The sequence below is a fragment of the Jatrophihabitans lederbergiae genome (assembly GCF_031845305.1).
GTDB classification, from domain to species: Bacteria; Actinomycetota; Actinomycetes; order Mycobacteriales; family Jatrophihabitantaceae; genus Jatrophihabitans_A; species Jatrophihabitans_A lederbergiae.
This window is the reverse complement of sequence record NZ_JAVREH010000063.1, coordinates 1-19751: the sequence shown is the minus strand read 5'-3', so window position 1 is coordinate 19751 and position 19751 is coordinate 1. Positions and strand designations below refer to the sequence as shown.

The following is a 19751-nucleotide window of genomic DNA, read 5'->3' as shown; positions in this document are numbered from 1 at the left end:
GGCTGGCGGCCCGGGCCAACCGGAGACCCCGTGTGACCTGGAACAAGTCGGCCACCTCGGCCGTGCCGCAGCGCCACTGATCCAGCGGCGCCAGGTTGGCCAGCACGAGCTCCGGTCGCCGCCCCAGCACCAGCACCCCGATCAGTTCGTCACCGATCCACCCGAGATGGAAAGGGGTGTTGGATCGGTGCATGGCGGCTCGGCAACGTTGCAGCTCCGGCGCGGCCGGCGGCACACCGTCGGCGACCAGGATGATCAGGGCCGCCTCGGACGGCAGGCCGAGCAGAGCCGAGGCGGTGCTGACTGCGGCCGGATCCTTGTCGCCGTCGAGCAGAAGTCGCTCGAATGCCCGGGAGCGCAACTCCTCGCGTTGGCTGGCCAGTTCCCGCTCGGTCCGGCGGTAGGCATCGACTACCTCGACGGTGTTGGCGTCGGTGGCCTCCCAAACCCGGATCAGGCCGTCCAGAAAGCCGGTTTCGCTGCTGATGCCGCGGCGCCGTCCTTCATCCAGCACCGCTTCCCACAGCACCCGCAGGTCCAGCTGGAAGGAGTGCATAAGCGCGGTGAGGGGAAACCCCTGCACCGCCCGTTCCCGACCGACCTCGGTGCTCGCTCGTTGTCCCACCGGAGGAACCGGATCGCCCGCCAGCCGGAGCAGGGCCAGCTCGAGCGTACGACGCATGCCGGCTTGACGGGTCTGCGGATCCATGGTGAGCGCTGCATAAGCCGGCTCTTCCTTCATCAACCGGGCCAACGCGACATCGGTCAGCTCATCGAGGCGGTCGGCCAACAGCTCACGGGCGATCGATTGCACTGCGTCGGTCGCCCGGGAATTCGCCTTCATCGGCGCGGCCGCAGCGCGAGTTCGATGTGCATCTGCCCATTATTACCGGCAGATCGCCAAGGGTGAGTCGGTTTCGTTCGCTTGACCGGCGCGACACCGTCCGGCTCGGTGTCTGTGCATCGGCACATTCCTACGGCTGGATCACGCTCGCTCAGCCCATTGTTCGGCCTCTCGTCGTCGGTTGAAATGGCATGGTCAGACGCACTTGAGGAGGACAGCGGTCATGAGCTTCGCCGTAACCACGCCGCCGGACGCGCCCAGTACCGGCGGGCGCGTCCGCGCGTCGGTGTTGACGGCGGCCCTGCGGCAGGAATACGCGATCGAGGTCACCGGGCAGCAGACTCTGGGCGGTGAGGTCGACCAGAACACCCGGATCGAGGCCGCCGACGGCATCAGCTACTTCGCTCGTGTGACTCCCGGAGCGGTGGATTCCCCCGGTATCCGCTGGCAGAACGAGCTCCTGCTGCATCTGGCCGAGACCGTTCCGGCGCTGCCGGTTCCGCGGCTGTACCCGTCGATCACCGGTCGCTTCGCGGTCGAGCTGAGCGACGACCACGGCCAACCGGTGACGCTGCGAGTGATGTCCTGGCTGCCGGGCCGCACGTTGGCCGAAGCCCCCCACCATTCGCCCGCGCTGCTCCGCGAACTGGGCCAGACCGCGGGTCGGATCAGCGCCGGCCTGGCCAGCATGCCGGCCCCGGACCAGTCCGGCACCCACGAGTGGGATCTGCGGCGGGCCCGCCAAATCGTCGAGGCGTCGATCGATGCGGTGGCCGAGACCGACCGCCGCTCACATGTGGAAACCGCGCTGGCTTGGTATGACCGGATCGATCTGACCGATCTGCCCCAGGGCGTGGTCCACCACGACCTGAATGACGCAAACATCCTGGTCAGCTATGACGATGACGGCGACCTGCGGATCAGTGGCGTGGTCGATGTCGGTGACGCCTTGCACACCGTCCGGGTGGCCGAGGTCGCGATCGCGGTCGCCTATGCCATGGTTCGCAAGGATGATCCCTTGCGGGCGGCGACCGAGGTGGTGGCCGGGTTCTACGCCGCCGCCCCGCTGACCGCCCAGGAACTGGCCGTTGTCTACCCGCTGGCGTTGGCTCGTCTCTGCATGAACGCGGTGACCTGGAGCCAGCGGATCGTCGATTCCGGTTCGGACTACGGACGATCGCGGATGCGCCACACCTGGCCGACGCTGGCCCGGCTGGTTCAGATTCATCCGGTGGTGGCCGAGGCGGCCTTCCGGCTCGCCTGTGATTTGCCGATAACGGAGGCCGAAACTCGACTCGCGGCGGTGTCGGACGCCGCGGCGGGGTCCCAGTTTCAAAGTGCCGCGCTGGTCGACCTGCGCCCGGCGAGTGATCTGTTCGACGAACGCGACTGGACCTCGGCCACCGACGTGGCCGCGGCCTTGACCGAAACTCGGGACGTTTCGGATGCCCCGCTTTACGTGCCTCACCTGACTGCATCAATGTTGCGCGCGGCCCAGCGGGCAGTGGGGACGGCCGAACCCGCCACCGTCCAGCTCGGCGCGGCGGTGCTCGCGCCGGCCGGCACCGTGGTGCTGGCGCCGCTGGCCGGCCAGGTCGAGCGCCGAGCCGACCCGCTGGTACTTCGACACGAACAGGACGGGCTGACTTTCCGCAGTTGCTGGTGGGGTATCAGCCCCTCGCTCGACCCGGGTGAGCACATTGCGGTCGGTCATCCGCTCGGCCCGATTGCCGCACCGTCCGGTCCTGGCACCGCGGTCGGGGAGAACCTGCTCGGTTCCGGGTTGCAGGTGCAACTGGTGGCTTCGGCCGGACTGGCGTCGATGCCGCCACCCCGATTCATCCGGGCCGCGGACCGGGCGAGCTGGCAGCGGATCAGCCCGGATCCGGCCGCCCTGCTCGGCCTCAGTTCGGCCCCGGCCACCGAGCCGACGATCGGGCAGGTCCTGGCCTCCCGTCGCCAGCACATCGCGTCCTCGCAGCGGCACTACTACCGCGAGCCGATGAACCTGGTCCGCGGTCGCGATGTCTGGTTCTACGACGAGGACGCACGCGCCTACCTGGACTCGCTCAACAACGTGACCCATGTCGGCCACGCCGAACCGCGGATCACCGCGGCCGCCACCCGCCAACTGCGAAAGCTCAATACAAACAGCAGATTCGTCTATCCACAGATCGCCAGCTACACCGAGAAACTGGTGGCGACGTTGCCGGCACTACTGGAAGTTGTGTTCCTGGTCGGCAGCGGGAGCGAAGCCAACGATCTGGCCCTGCGGATCGCCCGCCAGGTGACCGGCCGGCAGCACATCGTCAACATCGATGGCGCCTACCACGGCAACACCGGCTGGGTGACCGGCATCAGCCCCAATCGGTACAAGGGTCCGGGTGGGCAGGGCGCGCCGCCGACCACGCATGAGGTGACGATCCCGGACCGCTACCGGGGGGCCTACGGCTATGACGATCCTCAGGCCGGGCCGAAATACGCAGCCCAGGCGGCCGCGGTGATCGAGCGGATCAGTGGTGACGGGCGGCGACCGGCGGCGTTCATCGCCGAGTCTCTGATGGGAACCGCCGGCAACATCGTGCACCCACCGCAGTATCTGGCTGACTCGTTCGCCGCCGCCCGGCGGGCCGGTGCCCTGTGCATCTCCGACGAGGTTCAGGTCGGCGTCGGCCGGCTCGGCCCGTGGTGGGGTTTCCAGCTTCAGCAGGTGATTCCCGACATCGTGACGATGGGTAAGCCCCTGGGCAACGGGCATCCGCTGGCAGCGGTGGTGACCACCCGCGCGATCGCGGACGCCTTCGACACCGGCATGAAGTACTTCAACACTTTCGGCGGAAACCCGGTCTCGTGTGCGATCGGCGAAATGGTGCTGGACATCGTCAGCCGGGACAACCTGCGGGAGCGCGCCGTCGCGGTCGGTGGTTATTTCGCCGATTCGCTACGGCAATTGCAGTCGCGGCACGAACTGATCGGCGATGTCCGGGCCGAGGGGCTGTACCTGGGAGTGGAACTGGTACGCGACCGCACCAACAAGGAACCGGCTCGTGACGAGGCGTTCGCCATCACCGAAATGGCCAAGGAACGAGGCGTGATCGTCTTCCCCAACGGCGTGTATGACAACGTTCTCAAGATCAAACCGCCGATGACCTTCGCGCGGCACCACGTCGACCTCTATGTCGAGGCGCTCGACGACATCCTGTCCAGGCTCGAAGCGATCGCTCGCGACCGACGTCAGTAAGGGAACCCGCACATGACCAGCACTCTAAACACCGCTCGCGACTGGAAGATGTTCGTCGCCGGGCGGCCCGCCGCCGCCACCGCCGGCTCGGTCGAGGACGTGATCAACCCGGCCGACGGATCGGTCATCGCGCAGGTTCCGTACGGTACCGCCGCCGATGTCGAACAGGCTGTGGCCGCAGCCGATTCCGCGTTCTGGGACTGGGCGGAGCGGTCCCCGGCCGACCGCTCGCAGCGGCTGCTCGAGCTGGCCGATCGACTGAACGACCATCTCGAGGAGTTGGCCGAGCTGGAATCGGCCAACGTCGGCAAGCCGTTGCACGTGGCCCGCGAGGAGGTCGAGTTCGGCGTCGACAACCTGCGCTTTTTCGCCGGTGCGGCCCGGCTGCTCGGCGGCACGGCCGGCGGGGAATACTCCGGGAAACACACCAGTTTCCTGCGCCGGGATCCGCTTGGTGTGGTCGGCAGCGTAGCGCCGTGGAACTTCCCGTTGGTGATGGCGATCTGGAAGATCGGTCCCGCTCTGGTCACCGGCAACACCTTGGTGCTCAAGCCCAGCGAGCAGACCCCATTGACCGCGTTGAAACTGGCTGAACTGGCTCAAGATCTCTTTCCGGCCGGCGTCTTGAACGTCGTGACCGGGCACGGAGATACGGTGGGCGAGGCGATCACCACCCACCCACGGGTTCGGATGACCTCGCTGACCGGCGACACCGCGACCGGCAAGCGAGTCGCGGTCGCGGCCACCGGAAACCTCAAGCGGCTACATCTGGAACTCGGCGGCAAGGCGCCGGTGCTGGTCTTCGCCGACGCCGACCTCGACCTCGCCGTACGCAAGATTTGCGAGGGCGGCTATGGCAATTCCGGCCAGGACTGTATGGCCGCCGCCCGGGTCTACGTCGATGCCGACATTCACGACGAGTTCGTGGCCAAGCTGGCCGCGGCCGTTTCTGAGGTGGTGATGGGCGACCCGCAGTTGCCGAGCACCGAGATGGGGCCGGTCATCTCAGAACGGCACCTGGCCCGGGTCACCGGCTTCGTCGACCGGACCGTCGCGACCGGCAGCGGCACATTGGCGGTCGGCGGTCCGAGTGACCGTCCCGGCTTCTGGTACCGGCCGACGCTGATCACCCACGCCCGCCAGAACTCCGAAATCGTGCAGAAGGAGGTGTTCGGGCCGGTGGTCACCACAACGGCGTTCAGCGGCGAACAGCAAGCCTTCGATTGGGCGAACGACGTCGAATACGGCCTGGCCGCCTCGGTGTTCACCAGCAGCGTCTCCCGCTCGATGCGGGCCGCCCGGCGGCTTCAGTTCGGCACGGTCTGGATCAACGAACACCTGCCGATCGTGTCCGAGATGCCGCACGGCGGGTTCAAGCAGTCCGGCCATGGCAACGACATGTCGGCCTACTCCTTGGAGGAGTACACCGAGCTCAAGCACGTCATGATCAACCTGCTGGAAGGCTGATCCGATGTCCGATCCCGTGATTGCCGTCAACATGTTCCGGCTCCGACCGGGTATTGCGGCCGATCGCTTCGCCCGATTCTCCGCCACGGTGGACCAGCCGACCCTGAGTTCCTATCCGGACGTGGTCAGCCAGTTCCAGGCCTATCGGGTGGCCGAGGCCAACGGCGGCGCCGGATTGGCTGTCGACATCGTGTAGATTATGCAGGTCAGCGACTGGCCGGCCTGGGAAAGGCTGCGCGATCATGACCCGGCGTTGCGGCCCGTCACCACCGGTTTCGATGAACTGGTCGATCCGTCCTCCGTTCGTTCCTCGCTCGTGCTTCCCATTCTGAGAGGTCGCTAGACATGCCCAATTCCTACGATGCAATCGTCATCGGTGCCGGCCACAACGGGCTGATCGCGGCCAATTACCTCGCCCGGGACGGCAAGAAGGTCCTGGTACTGGAGGCCCGCAACGTCGTCGGTGGTGCCTGCACCACCGAAGAACTCATCGCCGGCAGCAAGTGGTCCTCCTGCGCGTTTATCGCCGGGCTGCTGCGGCCGGAGGTGATTCGTGAACTCGAATTGGCCAAGTACGGCTTGGAGATGTACCAGACCGAAGCAATGGAGGTCGTCATCTTCGAGGACGGCAGCCACATGTTCATGTGGAAGGACATCGACCGGACGCTGACGGAACTGGAGAAGTTCTCCAAGAAGGACGCAAAGTCGTTCTTGAGCTTCGGACTGCGGGTCAAACAGTTCGCAAGCATCATCACGCCGTTCCTGATGAAGCCGCCGACCAGCCGGTCCGAGGTGCTGGCTGCGTTCGAACAGGCCGGCGCCACCGACCTGTTCGACGAGTTCGTGCTGTCCTCGACCAAGGACCTGCTCGACCGCTACTTCGAGTCCGAGCACATCAAGGGATTGTTCACGTTCTTCGGCATGATCTCGATCTGGGGTGGCCCATCCACACCCGGCACGGCTTACGTCTACGGTCACCACTCGGTCGGCGAATTCGAAGGACACCTGGGTCAATGGGGTCTGGTCAAGGGTGGCATGGGAGGCATCACCCAGGCCATGACCCGGGCGGCCGAAGCGCATGGGGCCGAGGTCCGGCTGAACAGCCCGGTCCGGCACGTCCAGGTCGAGAACGGCGTCGCCCGGGGAGTGCTGCTCGAATCGGGCGAGGAGATCTCGGCGCCGGTGGTGCTGTCCAACGCTGACCCGGTGCGGTCCATGTTGAGCCTGTTGCCGGCCGGGACGGTGAAGCCGGCCGTGACCGAGGCGGTGCAGCGCTTCGACACCCGGGGCTCGATGGCCCGGATCCACCTGCTGATCGACGAGCTGCCCGAGTACGTAGGGTTCCCTCCGGGCCCCGGGCCACAGCACGAAGCGCAGCAGATCATGGGTGCTTCGGTGGAGAACTTCGAACGGGCCTGGGAGGCCGAGCGGCGCGGCATCCTGCCGGACGAGTTCGTGATCGAGGCGATGATCCAATCGACCACCGATCCGAGTTTGGCCCCGGCCGGACTGCACACCATGACCCTGGGTGTGCAGCAGCTGTCGTTCGAGCTCACCGGCACCGACTGGGACCAGATGCGGGACAAATTTGCCGATCAGGTGCTGGAGAATTTGTTCCGCTACGCACCCAACCTGCGGGATCACATCCTGGACCGGGTCGTCATCACGCCGCTCGATCTGGAGCGCGATTACGGTCTGACCGGCGGCAATATCTTCCACGGCGCGATGTTCCTGGACCAGTTGTTCGGCAGCCGTCCGACCCCTGAGCTGGCCGACTATCGCACGCCGGTCCAGGGGTATTACCTGTGCGGTTCCGGCACTCATCCCGGCGGCGGGGTGATGGGGGCCAACGGACACAACGCGGCCAAGGTGGTGCTGGCCGACGTGAACGGCACCGCGGCCCGGCCGGTCCCGCTGGCGACCAGCGGCCCGAAGCGCGGCTTGGCCGATGTGGTGATGAGTTCCAAGGCCGGCCGCGAGCTCGGCTATCAGGTCGCCCGGCAGCCGTTGCTGCGCCGGGTGGTCCGCCTGTTCACCAAGAGCGGTACCTGACTGCGGTGGCTGACACCGCAGTCGGGCAGTTGGTCTCGACGCTGTCCCGGCTCAGGCCCGGTCTGGTCGTCGACACCTCGGCCTTGACGGTGAGCCAATACTCCTACGACGCCTCCAACTACCGGGTGGCCCCGGCGGCGGTGGTGTTCCCCCGGGACGCCGATGACGTCGGCGTGGTGCTCCGGGCGGCGGCCGCGGCCGGCCTGCCGGTGACCGCCCGCGGCTCCGGCACCAGCATGGCCGGCAATGCCATCGGACCCGGCGTGGTGCTGGATTTCTCCAAGCACCTGAAGCGAATCCGGCGAATCGATCCGGTGGGGCGGACGGCCACCGTGGAGGCCGGGGTACTGCTCGACACGCTGCAGGCGGCGGCAGCCGAACATGGGCTGATGTTCGGCCCGGACCCGTCCTCGCACAGCCGGGTCAGCTTCGGTGGCATGGTCGGCAATGATGCCTGCGGAAACCATTCGGTGGCCTACGGGCGGACCAGCGACCACGTTCTGGAGTTGGAGGCGCTGCTGGCCGACGGCACGTCGATCATCGCCGGACCGCACGGTCTGCGCGCCCTGCACACCGAAGACGCTGATCGGGTCGCCGCTCTGGAGAACGAGCTCCGGAGCCTGATCGGGCTGTATCTGGGCCCGCTACGGCTCGAACTGGATCGGGTGCCCCGCCAGGTCTCGGGTTATCACCTGCACCGGCTGCTGCCCGAACACGGCTTCGACGTCGCCCGCGCGCTGGTCGGATCCGAGGGCAGCCTGGTGATCGTGACCGCGATGACGGTGGCTCTGGTGTCGCGGCCGCGGGCGACGGTCATGGTCGTCGCCGGCTATGCCGATCTGATCGACGCGGCCCGTGATGTGCCGGCAATCATCGAGCATGCACCGACCGCCATCGAGGCCATGGACTCGGCCATCGTGGCCGCGATGCGCCGACGGTCCGGGGCGGCGCGAGCGGACCTGCCGGACGGCAGTGCCTGGCTGTACCTGGAGCTCTCGCCGGCCGAAGAAGCATCCGGTCGCACGGACAACGATGATCTGCAACGTCGGGTCCAGGCGCTGATCACCACCCTGACCGGTGGCGGCTCGGTGCGCGACATCCGAGTGGTCTGGGATGCGGCCGAGCGCAGCCGGCTCTGGCGGATCAGGGAGGACGGAGCCGGCCTGGCCGCGAACCTGCCCGGCGCCGCTCGGGCCTGGCCCGGTTGGGAGGACGCCGCGGTCGCACCGCACCGGCTGGCCGAGTATCTGGTCGGGTTCCGGGCGCTGTTGGCCGAGCATGGCTACACCGGTGTGCTGTACGGCCACTTCGGTGCCGGTTGCGTGCACGTCCGGATCGACCTCGACACCGGCAGCGAGGTGGGTCGGCGGCGGATGCACGACTTCGTCCAGGCCGCGGCCCACCTCGTCGCCCGGCTGGGCGGCACGCTGTCGGGTGAACATGGTGATGGCCGGGCCCGTAGTGCGCTGCTGCCGATCCTGTACAGCGCCGATGTGCTGCGCGCCTTCGGTCAGGTGAAACAGCTTTTCGACCGAGCCAACCTCCTCAATCCCGGCATCATCGTGCGACCGGCGGACCTGATCGATGACCTGGTACCGACCTTGCTGCTCCAGCCCCGACGGACCGGGCTGGCGCTGTCGGCCGATCACGGCAGCCTGGCCGAGGCGGCCGGTCGCTGCGTGGGCATCGGCCGCTGCGTCGCCCCGACCGGCGGGGTGATGTGCCCGTCCCATCGGGCCACCGGCGCGGAGCGGGATGCCACCCGGGGCCGCGCCCGCGCCCTGCAGGACTACCTGTCCGGCAGCCGACCGATCACCGGTGAGGATGTCTTGCAGACGTTGGACCTTTGTCTGTCCTGCAAGGCCTGTTCGACCGACTGCCCGACCGGGGTGGATATGGCCAGCTACAAGTCGGAATTCCTGTACCAGCACTACCGCGGCAAGCTCCGGCCCTGGACCCACTACAGCTTGGGCTGGTTGCCGACGCTGGCCGCGCTGGCCGCCCCGGTCGCGCCGCTGGTCAACGCGATGACTAGACGACGATCCGTCCGCCGGTTACTGCCCGCGCTGGCGGGGGTGACCGCCGAGCGAGCCGTGCCGCGATTCGCGCGGCCCAACGTCCGTCGTCACGCGCTGGCGACCGTGCCCAGCCAGGGGGAGACGTTGCTCTTTGTGGACACTTTCACCCGTGCGTTCCGGCCTGAACTCGTCCGTTCGGCGACCCGGGTACTAGCCGACGCCGGTATCAGCGTGCAATTGGCGCCCCGGGGCTGTTGTGGCCTGACCTGGATCACCACCGGACAACTCGACCGGGCCCGGCGGGTGCTACACAAGACCGTGGCTCGGCTGTCCGGCGCTGGATTCGACGGCAAGCCGATCATCGCGCTCGAGCCCAGTTGTGCCGCCACGCTGGCCGGTGATGCGGCCGAACTGGTTTCGACCGAGTCGGCCGAGCAGCTGGAGGCGCGGGTGCTCACCTTCGAGCAAGCTCTACGAACGTTGGCCAAACCTGGCTGGCGGCCGCCGCCGTTACCGTCCGCCGGCGTGCTGCAGGCCCATTGCCATGAGCGCTCGACCTTTCCGGCGTCCCGGCCGGGCAGCATGCTGCGCCAAGCCGGCATGACCGAGTTGGACGAGGCGATCGGCTGTTGTGGCCTGGCCGGCAACTTCGGGTTCGAGGCCGACCACTACGAGACATCGATGGCGGTGGCGGAAACCGCGCTGGCCCCAGCGCTGCGTCGGGCCGCGGCCGACGCGGTGTTCGTCGCGGACGGCTTCGGCTGTCAGGTGCAGATCGCACAACTGCAGCCCAAGCGTCCGGCTCGACATCTGGCCGAGGTGCTCGACGATGCCCTCACTCGAACCAAATCATCTGCTGTTCCCACCATGAAAGAGGCCCTGTCATGACCGCAACCCTCGAATCCGACCGTCGGGCCGACCTGGCCCGGGTATTGGCTGCGGTTCCGACCGGGCTGCTGATCGACGGCCAGCAGCGGGGCGCGGCCGACGACGCCGTAGTGACCGTGGAGAATCCGGCCGATGGGCAGCCGCTGCTGGAGATTGCCGACGCCGGCGAGGCCGACGCACTGGCCGCAGTTCGATCAGCCGCGGCCCACCAAGGAAGCTGGGCCACCACCGCCCCGCGGAACCGGTCCGGCATCCTGGCTCGAGCAGCGGAGCTGCTCGACCGCCAACAGGAGGACTTTGCCCTCTTGATCACGGCCGAAATGGGAAAGCCACTGGCCGAAGCCCGAGGTGAGGTGGCCTACGCAGCCGAGTTCTTCCGCTGGTTCTCTGAGCAAGCCGGGCACATCAGCGGCTCCTACGGTTTGTCCGCTGATGGCGGTACCCGGATCCTGGTGTCTCGTCGTCCGGTCGGGCCGTGTCTGCTGATCACGCCGTGGAACTTTCCGCTGGCGATGGGCGCGCGCAAGATCGGTCCGGCCATCGCCGCCGGCTGCACGATGGTGTTCAAGCCGGCGCCACAGACGCCGTTGACCAGCCTGGCTCTGGCCCAGCTCCTGGCCGAGGCCGGGCTGCCCAACGGGGTGCTCAACGTCATCGCCAGCTCGCGGGCCGAGCTGATCACCGGACCGATGATGCGAACCGGAGCGCTGCGCAAGCTGTCCTTCACCGGGTCCACCGAGGTCGGCCGAATCCTGCTGCGGGTGGCCGCCGATACCGTGATGCGAACCTCGATGGAGCTCGGCGGCAACGCGCCGTTCATCGTCTTCGAGGACGCCGATCTGGACGTGGCGGTAGAGGCGGCGATGGTGGCCAAGATGCGCAACATGGGGCAGGCCTGCACCGCCGCCAACCGGATGTACGTGCACGCGGCCGTCGCCACCGAGTTCACGGCCGAACTGACTCGGCGGATGACCGGCTTGGTGGTGGGCGATGGCCTGCAACCCGAAACTCAGGTCGGGCCGTTGATCGATGCGGCCAGTCAGCTCAAGGTCCGGCAGTTCATCGACGACGCGCTCGATCGCGGCGCGAGCGTGGCCGGAATCGGTTCGGTGCCCGACGGTGCCGGCTACTTCTGCGCACCGACCGTGCTAACCGACGTGCAGCCGGGCAGCGTACTGAGCCAGGCCGAGATCTTCGGACCGGTCGCCGCGATCAGCACGTTCACCGATGAGTCAGCCGTGGTCGCGGCGGCCAACGATACCGAGTGGGGCTTGGTCGGTTATCTCATCACCGAGAACCTTGACCGTGCGCTGCGAGTCAGCGAGGCAATGGAAACCGGCATGGTTGGCATCAATACCGGAGTGGTGTCCAACCCGTCCGCGCCGTTCGGTGGCGTCAAGCAGTCCGGGTTGGGTCGTGAGGGCGGCGCGGTTGGACTGGAGGAATACCTGGAGCTGCACTACGCCGCGATCCCGGTTCGCTGACGCCGCTCCGGATACCCTCGCCGTACATCCCTCGCGCCGACTAAGCCGACCAGCCGATCAAGCCAACCAGCCGAACCCAGCTGACCCAGCTGACCAACGTCAGCTCGGCGTCGGCTCGGTTCCGGCGCCGGCCGGACGGTCCGCTGCCGGGGGAGGCAGCGGATCGCCCGACCGGTCCCGGTCACCCGCAGCGGCCCGGCCGCGTAGGGCAGCAGGTAGGTGTCGCCCCGGTCGATGGTGACCGGGACGCCGTCATCACCTTGTAGTTGCAAAGAATTCTCGATGCCGACCAGCACCGAGATGGCATCGGACAACACCGCGCCGTCGGTGATCAGTTCCGCTCGGAAGAAGTCGTCGGCGGCGGCCGGCAGCAAGGCCGTCCGGATCGGGCCCGGGGGTGAACCGACGCACTGCGGCCAGTCTCTCGGCCGGCCAACCCGACCGATCGACCAGGGCCAAGGCGGTGTCCGGGCCTAATCCGAGATGCCAGTCATCCGGATCGTCGACGGCGAAGCCCTGCCATTCCAACATGATCGAGGAGTCGGTCGGTTCCTGCAGCTCGACCAGCAGGATGCCGGCCCCAATCGCATGGGGTACCCAGGCCGGCACCAGCACCGCCTCGCCGACCTGGACCGGCAACCGGTTCATCGCGGCCAGCATCGGAGCCGGGTCGCTGTCCTTCATCCAGGCGGTCAGGGAGTCGAGCGAGGTGTCTTCGGCGAAGCCGAGGTACACCACGCCGTCCGGGGGCGAGTCCATAATCAGCCAACATTCAGTCTTGCCGTGCACGCAGTTCAAATGCTCGCGGGCACCGCCCGGGTCAGGTGCACGTGGACCGCCAATCGCTGCCCGGCGTCCAGGATCTTGACCAGCACTTCCAGGTTCGAGCCGTAGCGGCCAACATGGTCCAGACCAAGATATGTCTGCGGTGCTTGGCTGATCGCCTCGACCAGGAGTTGGCCGTCCGGCAGCGAACTGAGCCCAAGGTTGCCTTTGCCCTCGCTGGCTCGGATGGTCGAACCGACCCAGTCCTCGCCGTCGTACTCACCCAGTTGCGTGTGCCGGAACTCGCCAAGTTTGCGACCGCCTTGGTAGAACCGGGGAATCACGTTCGGGGCAAGCCGGATCCGCCGGGTCGGATCCACCGAGCTCGAATCGGGCGGGCGGCCCAGCTCAGCCCGCCACGGCGAATGCGATCGACGGGCCATAGCCGACCCGGCCGTGCCACATCAGCTTGGGCAGCAGCCAGTACGAGCCAGTCGGCACGGCACCGCGGAGCGATATCCGGACGGTGGAACTACCCTGGCCGGCAACGGAGAACTCGATCACCGGGGTCGGGGTGGGATACCACTGGACCTGTCGGTTCACATCACAAGGCTCGCGCCGAGTGATCCTCACCTGCATGGTGAGCTGGGATCGCCCGCGCCGCGGAAGCTGGTCCTCCTCTACTGGGCGTTGGCGGCGGATAGCCCGCGGGCAATCTGGCCGGGTGACGCCCTCGGTGCTCGCGTCATCTGGCGGCGCGACCAGAGCAAGTTGGTCACGCCGCCAGATGTGGTCGCTGGTGGCCGTTCATGCACGGACGCCGGTCACGCGCGGAAGTACGACCCCCCGTCGAGGTCGTCGATGAGTGTCGGGCCGGTCGGCGCCCAGCCCAGCAGTTCCTGCGTGATCGTACTCTGCGCTGGAATGTCGGCCGCGAAGAACATCCTGACCCAGCCGAAGTGGCCGAACGCGTCGTCCGGTGCGATGGAGGCCACGGGCACGTTCAGGCCGCGCCCGATCGCCTCAGCAATCTGACGCCCGGGCACACCCTGCTCGCCCACCGCGTGCAGCACGGCCCCGGCCGGTGCCTTCTCCAGCCCGAGCCGCACCACCCGCCCGGCGTCGGAGCGGTGGACCGCCGACCAGCGGTTGGAACCGTCGCCGACATAGCCGGCAACGCCCCTCTCGCGGGCGACGCCGACCAGCGCCGCCATGAATCCGTGGTCACCGTCGCCGTGCACGGTCGGGGCGAACCGCACGCTCACCGTGTGCACGCCCCGCTGCGCATACTCCAGGGCGAGGTTCTCGCTTCCGCCGCGCGGTGAGTCCGGACCGTGGAACGGGGACGGGTCCTCCTCGGTCGCGGGCCGGCCCTGCACGACGCCGGTGACCCCGGACGCGAGCAGGAACGGACGGTTCGACCCGGCCAGGACGGCCCCGATCGCGTTCACTGCGTCCCGCTCGGCCTTGTTCGACGCCTCCGGGTTCTCGAAGTCGTGCTTGTTGGCCAGATGAACGACGGCATCGGCGTCCTGCGCTCCGGAGCGGATGCTGTCCAGATCATCGAGGTCGCCGCGGCGGCCCTGGGCGCCCTTGGCCTCCAGGGACGCGCTCGATGCGTCGGAGCGGGCCAGGCCGACGACGTCGTGACCTGCGCCCAGCAGCTCGTCCACCCGCGGCGGAACCGATCCAGCCTGATGCTCCAGTGATGAAAACACGCATGATGTGATCTCCTGCTTCGGTGCTCCGACGATCTGCCGGAACGAGTGATGTCCGTGGTTGATGCCAGCGGCGGCCCGTGTGGGCCCACTTCCCGTCACGCCGGGTCAGCAGCCGCGGTGGGCTGGCTGGTCGCGGTGCGGAGGCGTTGATGGACCTGGTCCCAGTTCAGCGGTAGGTGCCTCCCGTGCACGGTCCAGGTGCGGAAGGTGCTGTCGGCCAGCCAGGGCCGGGTGTGGGCGACGACGAGGGCGTGTGGCTCGCTGCGCACGAACGCCGCGATGGCCTCAGCGTCGTGCCACACCGACAGGGTGTGAAACGTGCGTCGGGTCAGGTCGGCGGCCAGGCTGTAGCCGAGCAGCCCCTCGGACCCGGTCAGTTCAGGCCACAGCGCTTGGGTGGACCGGACGAAGGCGGGTAGGTGCCGGTAGCCAGACAGGACAAGCTTCGTCGCCATCGCGACGTACTCCCGGTCTGGTTCGGCGGCGGCGAGCGGGGTCCACGGCATGCCGGGCATGAGAACTTCCTTCCAAGGGTCGGTGGAACCAGCACGTGCGGGCAGGGTGTCGACGGGCGTGCCCGTTGCTGGTGCTTCGTCGACGTCCCCGCCCGCGGCGGAAGGTCTAACTGGTGAAGTAGGTGCCGTGCGTGAGGTCGTCGAGCAGCGGGCGGTGGGTGGGTTCCCAGCCCAGTCGGGTTCGGGTCGAGGCGCTGGTGACGGGGTTGTCGACTTCGATGAAGGGCGCGATAAACCCGAACCGGGACTTGATTTCCTTCGGCGTTGCCGCGGTCACGGGCAGGTCCAGGCCACGGCCGATAGCGGTGGCGATGTCGAAGACCGGGATGCCTTCTTCGGCGACCCCGTGGTAGGTCGAACCGGCGTCGCCGTGCTCGAGGGCCTGCACGAACAGGTGTGCCGCGTCCAGGCGATGCACGGCGGCCCACCGGTTGCCTCCGTCGGCGCCGTAGCTGGACACCTCGCTTTTGCGGGCGGCTTTGATCATCTGGGGGATGAACCCGCCGCGGTCGCCGTCGCCGTGCACCACCGGCGGCAACCGCACGACCGAGCTCCGCACACCGCGCGTGGCCAGCTCGCGCATGGTGCGTTCCGTTCCACCGCGAGGGCCGCCCACGGCGTTGGAGTCGATGGTGTCGTCTTCGGTGCCGAGCTGGCCTGGGGTCAGGGCCATGGTGGCGAACGTGGCAATTAGTGGCCGGTCGGAACCGTTGAGGGAGTCACCGATCGCTTCGATGGCGGCGCGGTCGGCGGCCAAGGTCGCGGCCAGGAACCTGGGCACGATGTTGCGGGGGTTGCCGCCGGTGATCACGCGCATCCGGGTGCTGAGGCTGGCGTGGGAGAACTCGTGGAAGAACGCGGTGTGGATCGCCCCGTCCGCCTTCGCCGCGCCGGCGCGAAGGCTGTCGAGGTCCTGCACGGACCCGCGGTGCGGTGTCGCACCCGCTGCGGTGAGCGTGGCGGCCGCGGCGTCGGAGCGGGCGAGACCGATCACGTCGTGGCCATGCTTGATGAGCTCTTTCACGATTGCTGACCCGATGAAACCGGTCGCACCGGTGACGAAAACACGCATGATCCCTACCTTCGTTGGATCTGGCTCGCGGTGCGACAGCACCGGCGATGACACCAGGTGTCTTCGCTCAACGTAGCAGTGATGACACTCGGTGTCGACCACTGGGCTAAGATGGTGGAATGGCACGATGGGATCCAGACGCCCAAGGCCGGCTCCAGGTAGCCGCGATGGAGCTGTTCACCGAACGCGGGTACGACGACGTCACCGTCGCCGAGATCGCCGAGCGCGCCGGCCTGCAGAAGCGGTCGTTCTTTCGCCACTACACCGACAAACGCGAGGTGTTGTTCACCGGCTCGGCCGAATTCCAGCGCACAGTCGTCGACACCGTGCGCGCAGCCCCGACAAGCATGACGCCTGTCGACGCCGTGATGGCAGCGCTGGCCCAGGGCGGTACCGGCCTGACCGACTGGGGTGAGCCAGTCCACCAACGGCAGCGCATCGTCAGCTCCGCGCAAGAACTACGCGAGCGGGAACTGATCAAAATGGATGCGTTGACGGCAGCGGTCGACGACGCCCTACGGCACCGAGGCGTCCAAGACATCACCGCCACCCGCCTCGCCCAAGTCGGCGTGGCGGCGTTCACGACCGCCTTCCAACAGTGGAGCGAGGCAGCAGAACCCCAGGATTTCGCCGCGATAATCGACGACGCCCTCACCCGCCTACGCACAGCACTGTGCGAACCGCAATGAATCAGCCAGGCGCGCCAGCGGCTCACCGTGCCGGCTCTACCGGCGTAGGTGGTCCGCTCCTCGATGAGCGCTGATCGCGCCGGCCTTCGGTCCGGTTCCGGCTGCTCGCTCATGTGGCGCTCGGCGTGTTCGTCCTTCGCGCTCGCGCTGTACTTGGCGGCGGCCGCTGTCCTCGGCCGCGGCGCCTATGACCTTCGTCTGGCCGTGGCGTACGTCTAGGTGGCGAGCTTGGCGGTTGCCGCGTTGTGCTGGTTCGTCGGTCGCTGGACTGCCCGTCGAGAGCGGCGCGCGGATCGGCGGTGGGCTGACCGGCTCGCCGATGGGGGCGTGACAAAGCCCCGTGGTGCCTAACTGAACCCGAAGCTCAGCCAGAGGTCGCGTTAACCCACGGGGCGATGGCTTCTCGTGCGCCTCGTGGGACGGGTACCCGGCCGGCCTAGAACCTGAGCTGATTGCCGGGCTGGGCCGGCATGATGTGGCGCCGCTGGTGCGACCGTTGGAGCAGCCGGTCCGCGCGTATGACCGGGCACCGGCCGAGTTCGTCTACCACTTGGTGTTGCGCAACGCCCCTGAGGACCGCCGCCTGTCGGATGAGGAATGGGCCGATGTGTGTACCGAGGCGATGAGCCGCACCGGTATCGCCCCCGAGGGTGACTCGGCCGGGTGCCGGTGGGTCGCGGTGCGCCACGCCGAGGACCACGTGCACCTGGTGGCGACCCTGGCGGGGAGCATCGATTCAAGAGATGCCCGGTAGCCGACCCACTCGCGGCACATCTGCTGGCCCGTGAGCGAGAGGCCAGGTGACAAGGGCAGCGCGCCCGAAAGCGGCTCCCTACTAGACGCAGTGGACGAAGCGGCGTTCTGGTCGACCAGAGTCATTGCGAACCTTGACTTCGTCGGTGGGACGCCACCCAGTTCGTTCATACAGGTGAACAGCACGCTCGTTGTCGTTGATCACCCAGAGCTCCAGCGAGCCAACACCCAATGTTCGGGCAACGTCTTGAATATGCGCGAGGAGCTCGCCGCCGACCCCAGCGCCCCAGTTGTTCGGATCCACGCCGAGGTAGGAAACTTCGAGCACGAACTCGCGAACGACCAGGATTGCGAAACCGACGGCAGCCCCGCCTCGCCGAGCAACATGAAGTGAGGAGCCGTCGACGCAGAGCGACTGTTGAATGCCCGGCAGTTTCGTCTCTAACGGAGGCTATGACGGGACGCCGTCTCGGGCCGCGGTCGCGCGAGCCCAGATGCCTGCTGCCGCGCGCTGACCGTCTGCAGTGTCGTCGCCCGCGATCCATCCATCGTAGCATGCATCTTGCACGCTCCGATCTTCGCAGAGACGGTTCAGCACCCTCGACGTGACAACCATCAGCCGGCTGATTCGGACGTTCGCGTTTACCAAGGATCGGCTTGCGGAACGGTCGCCCGCAGCGGTCATCGTTGGAGTAGGCCGAGGTCGCGCACGCAGAAGCCGTGGTGTGCCCACTCCTCGTCCAGCACCACGTGCAGACACTGGAGCACCGATTTCCCGCGGGCGTACGGCGGCCATCTCGAGTCCGCGGGCACCGGCGCGGCCGCCGACAGTTCGTCAGCCGTCACGGTCGCCAACCACTGTTCCAGCTCGACGGCCTGCCCGTTGCGCACCGCGAGTACCTCGTCAAGGGCTGGGTCCGCAGCTCGATCGGGGCCCTGCTCCGCCTGATCAGGCACGAACTGGGGCCCCAACCCGATCGCGGTGAACGGCCGAGCCGATCCCAGGCAGCAGCGCCGAAACCACGAGTCGTGCACGCACACCAGGTGCCGCAAGGTCTGCACTGCCGACCACTCACCTGCGACCCGCTGATGCTCAGAACCGTCGGGCATCTCGCCAAGCCGCTCGAGGGTCGCCGCCCAGTCGGCCTGCAACTGTTGATGCGCTTGCCGCAGGTTGGTCGGGTCGGCGGAGCGGATCAGCAACCGCACGGGATGCCGCCGGTCCAGCTCTGCTTCGACATATGACGCCACCTCGACCCCGTTGACGACCAGATTGCTGACCAGCCCGTCGATCACGGCGTCCTGCATCACCACCCCGATCAGACGGACACGGGTCAGGTCGCACTCGCGGAACTCGGCATCGGTGAAGTCCTGCTCCTCGAATCTCGCCATACCGGACATCATCTACCGGCGCGCCGACAACGTGCCCCTATCGCGGTCAAGGTCCGGTCGACCCACTTGGCGATCGGCCTGTGAGACGAAGTTATGACGTGAGGCGCTTGTTGTCGGTGATCCGTGAAAGCCTTCCGGCATGACCGATGTCGAAGACGCCAGTGAGGTGCTGACCGGCCAGGCCCTGCCGCCCGGCTACGGCAGCGTGAATCCGTTCGTCGCTGTCCGCGGCTCCGGGGGTGCCCCGGCATTCATCCGATTCACCCAAGCCGTGCTCGGCGCCCGGGAGACGCTTGCCGCCCACACCATCGATGCAGACGGTCTGCTGATCCACGCGGAACTATGCATCGGCGACTCAACCGTGATGCTCTGCGACGCTAAGCCGTACTGGTCGTTCACACCCGCGCTGCTTCAGGTGTACGTCAGAGATGCCGCCGCGGTGATCGAGCGGGCACGAGCCAACGCTGCGGAGGTAATCACCGAGCCGACCGACTTCCACGGCCAGCAGCGCCTGGCGCGATTCCAGGACCCATGGCACAACATCTGGTGGTTGTTCGAGTACGGGCCGACGAGTGCCGCGCCGAGCCAAGGACCTGACGAGCTGCCTCGGTGGCGCCCGGCCCCATCGGCGCTTCCAAGCTATGTCCACCGCACGATCGATGCAGCCATGGCCACCTTGCGGTCAGCGGAAACCGACGGGTAACCGCTCACCGTCCCGCAACACGATCGGCGGATTCTGGCGGTCATTGCAACAGCAGGTCGCCGATCAGTTCGTTCGGCTTCTTGAACGCTAGCCGTTTGCGGGGGCGGTCGTTGAGTTCCTGGGCGACCCAGTCGAGGTCCTCGGCGG

At 67.5% G+C, this 19751-nt stretch carries 17 protein-coding genes and 2 pseudogenes; 10 read left to right on the top strand and 9 right to left on the bottom strand.

Features of this window, described 5'->3' with window-relative positions:
- Window positions 1–844: pseudogene (locus RM423_RS21740) on the bottom strand (hypothetical protein); the annotation flags it as partial.
- A 223-nt stretch (window positions 845–1067) separates the two neighbouring features.
- On the opposite strand from RM423_RS21740, the gene RM423_RS21735 reads away from it, so the two are divergent.
- The 6 genes from RM423_RS21735 (at window position 1068) to RM423_RS21710 (ending at window position 11994) form a co-directional block, all read left to right on the top strand.
- The gene (locus RM423_RS21735; protein WP_311425145.1) at window positions 1068–4085 is read left to right on the top strand and encodes an aminotransferase class III-fold pyridoxal phosphate-dependent enzyme; all 3018 of its coding nucleotides are present in this window, start codon (window positions 1068–1070) and stop codon (window positions 4083–4085) included.
- A gap of 48 nt (window positions 4086–4133) precedes the next feature.
- Complete coding sequence (locus RM423_RS21730) at window positions 4134–5552, top strand: gamma-aminobutyraldehyde dehydrogenase (protein ID WP_396327826.1); 1419 nt, start codon at window positions 4134–4136, stop codon at window positions 5550–5552.
- 4 nt (window positions 5553–5556) lie between these two features.
- Complete coding sequence (locus tag RM423_RS21725) at window positions 5557–5748, top strand: hypothetical protein (RefSeq protein WP_311425143.1); 192 nt, start codon at window positions 5557–5559, stop codon at window positions 5746–5748.
- A 149-nt stretch (window positions 5749–5897) separates the two neighbouring features.
- A complete protein-coding gene (locus RM423_RS21720) occupies window positions 5898–7604 on the top strand; it encodes a phytoene desaturase family protein (RefSeq protein ID WP_311425142.1) in 1707 nt (568 codons plus the stop codon).
- A gap of 5 nt (window positions 7605–7609) precedes the next feature.
- Entirely contained in the window at window positions 7610–10510 is a 2901-nt protein-coding gene (locus RM423_RS21715) for an FAD-binding and (Fe-S)-binding domain-containing protein (protein ID WP_311425141.1), read from the top strand.
- The gene (locus tag RM423_RS21710; protein ID WP_311425140.1) at window positions 10507–11994 is read left to right on the top strand and encodes an NAD-dependent succinate-semialdehyde dehydrogenase; all 1488 of its coding nucleotides are present in this window, start codon (window positions 10507–10509) and stop codon (window positions 11992–11994) included. The genes RM423_RS21715 and RM423_RS21710 overlap by 4 nt, the downstream gene beginning before the upstream one ends.
- A gap of 255 nt (window positions 11995–12249) precedes the next feature.
- On the opposite strand, the gene RM423_RS21705 is transcribed toward RM423_RS21710, so the two are convergent.
- The 6 genes and pseudogenes from RM423_RS21705 to RM423_RS21680 all read right to left on the bottom strand — a co-directional run bounded on the left by RM423_RS21705 (window position 12250) and on the right by RM423_RS21680 (window position 16067).
- Window positions 12250–12753 carry a cupin domain-containing protein gene (locus tag RM423_RS21705; protein ID WP_311425139.1) on the bottom strand — a complete coding sequence of 168 codons (504 nt, stop codon included), beginning with the start codon at window positions 12751–12753 and terminating at the stop codon, window positions 12250–12252.
- Window positions 12754–12788: 35 nt separating this feature from the next.
- On the bottom strand, window positions 12789–13139 hold the full coding sequence (locus RM423_RS21700; protein WP_311425138.1) for a hypothetical protein: 351 nt from the start codon (window positions 13137–13139) through the stop codon (window positions 12789–12791).
- 28 nt (window positions 13140–13167) lie between these two features.
- Entirely contained in the window at window positions 13168–13362 is a 195-nt protein-coding gene (locus RM423_RS21695; RefSeq protein WP_311425137.1) for a hypothetical protein, read from the bottom strand.
- A gap of 221 nt (window positions 13363–13583) precedes the next feature.
- Window positions 13584–14481, bottom strand: a pseudogene (locus tag RM423_RS21690) (SDR family oxidoreductase).
- A 94-nt stretch (window positions 14482–14575) separates the two neighbouring features.
- A complete protein-coding gene (locus RM423_RS21685; protein WP_311425135.1) occupies window positions 14576–14995 on the bottom strand; it encodes a DUF3291 domain-containing protein in 420 nt (139 codons plus the stop codon).
- A gap of 106 nt (window positions 14996–15101) precedes the next feature.
- Complete coding sequence (locus tag RM423_RS21680; protein ID WP_311425134.1) at window positions 15102–16067, bottom strand: SDR family oxidoreductase; 966 nt, start codon at window positions 16065–16067, stop codon at window positions 15102–15104.
- 119 nt (window positions 16068–16186) lie between these two features.
- On the opposite strand from RM423_RS21680, the gene RM423_RS21675 reads away from it, so the two are divergent.
- From RM423_RS21675 to RM423_RS21665, 3 genes are all read left to right on the top strand, one after another.
- Window positions 16187–16756: a TetR/AcrR family transcriptional regulator gene (locus RM423_RS21675; RefSeq protein WP_311425133.1), complete on the top strand. Its 570-nt coding sequence runs from the start codon at window positions 16187–16189 to the stop codon at window positions 16754–16756.
- A gap of 63 nt (window positions 16757–16819) precedes the next feature.
- Window positions 16820–16975 carry a hypothetical protein gene (locus RM423_RS21670; protein ID WP_311425132.1) on the top strand — a complete coding sequence of 52 codons (156 nt, stop codon included), beginning with the start codon at window positions 16820–16822 and terminating at the stop codon, window positions 16973–16975.
- Between the two features lie 268 nt (window positions 16976–17243).
- Entirely contained in the window at window positions 17244–17510 is a 267-nt protein-coding gene (locus tag RM423_RS21665) for a hypothetical protein (protein ID WP_311425131.1), read from the top strand.
- 81 nt (window positions 17511–17591) lie between these two features.
- Here the strand turns inward: RM423_RS21665 and RM423_RS25985 are convergent, their stop codons facing one another.
- The gene (locus tag RM423_RS25985; RefSeq protein WP_396327825.1) at window positions 17592–17855 is read right to left on the bottom strand and encodes a GNAT family N-acetyltransferase; all 264 of its coding nucleotides are present in this window, start codon (window positions 17853–17855) and stop codon (window positions 17592–17594) included.
- Between the two features lie 335 nt (window positions 17856–18190).
- Window positions 18191–18901, bottom strand: a complete 711-nt coding sequence (locus RM423_RS21655; RefSeq protein WP_311425129.1) for a DinB family protein — start codon at window positions 18899–18901, stop codon at window positions 18191–18193.
- A gap of 139 nt (window positions 18902–19040) precedes the next feature.
- Between RM423_RS21655 and RM423_RS21650 the strand changes: the two genes are divergently transcribed.
- A complete protein-coding gene (locus tag RM423_RS21650) occupies window positions 19041–19604 on the top strand; it encodes a VOC family protein (protein ID WP_311425128.1) in 564 nt (187 codons plus the stop codon).
- Window positions 19605–19751: the final 147 nt, after the last annotated feature.

Coding starts and splice junctions, on each gene's coding strand:
- RM423_RS21735 (WP_311425145.1), top strand. CDS start 1,068: ATGAGCTTCGCCGTAACCACGCCGCCGGACGCGCCCAGTACCGGCGGG.
- RM423_RS21730 (WP_396327826.1), top strand. CDS start 4,134: ATGTTCGTCGCCGGGCGGCCCGCCGCCGCCACCGCCGGCTCGGTCGAG.
- RM423_RS21725 (WP_311425143.1), top strand. CDS start 5,557: ATGTCCGATCCCGTGATTGCCGTCAACATGTTCCGGCTCCGACCGGGT.
- RM423_RS21720 (WP_311425142.1), top strand. CDS start 5,898: ATGCCCAATTCCTACGATGCAATCGTCATCGGTGCCGGCCACAACGGG.
- RM423_RS21710 (WP_311425140.1), top strand. CDS start 10,507: ATGACCGCAACCCTCGAATCCGACCGTCGGGCCGACCTGGCCCGGGTA.
- RM423_RS21705 (WP_311425139.1), bottom strand. CDS start 12,753: ATGGACTCGCCCCCGGACGGCGTGGTGTACCTCGGCTTCGCCGAAGAC.
- RM423_RS21685 (WP_311425135.1), bottom strand. CDS start 14,995: ATGCCCGGCATGCCGTGGACCCCGCTCGCCGCCGCCGAACCAGACCGG.
- RM423_RS21680 (WP_311425134.1), bottom strand. CDS start 16,067: ATGCGTGTTTTCGTCACCGGTGCGACCGGTTTCATCGGGTCAGCAATC.
- RM423_RS21675 (WP_311425133.1), top strand. CDS start 16,187: ATGGCACGATGGGATCCAGACGCCCAAGGCCGGCTCCAGGTAGCCGCG.
- RM423_RS21670 (WP_311425132.1), top strand. CDS start 16,820: ATGAGCGCTGATCGCGCCGGCCTTCGGTCCGGTTCCGGCTGCTCGCTC.
- RM423_RS21655 (WP_311425129.1), bottom strand. CDS start 18,901: ATGGCGAGATTCGAGGAGCAGGACTTCACCGATGCCGAGTTCCGCGAG.
- RM423_RS21650 (WP_311425128.1), top strand. CDS start 19,041: ATGACCGATGTCGAAGACGCCAGTGAGGTGCTGACCGGCCAGGCCCTG.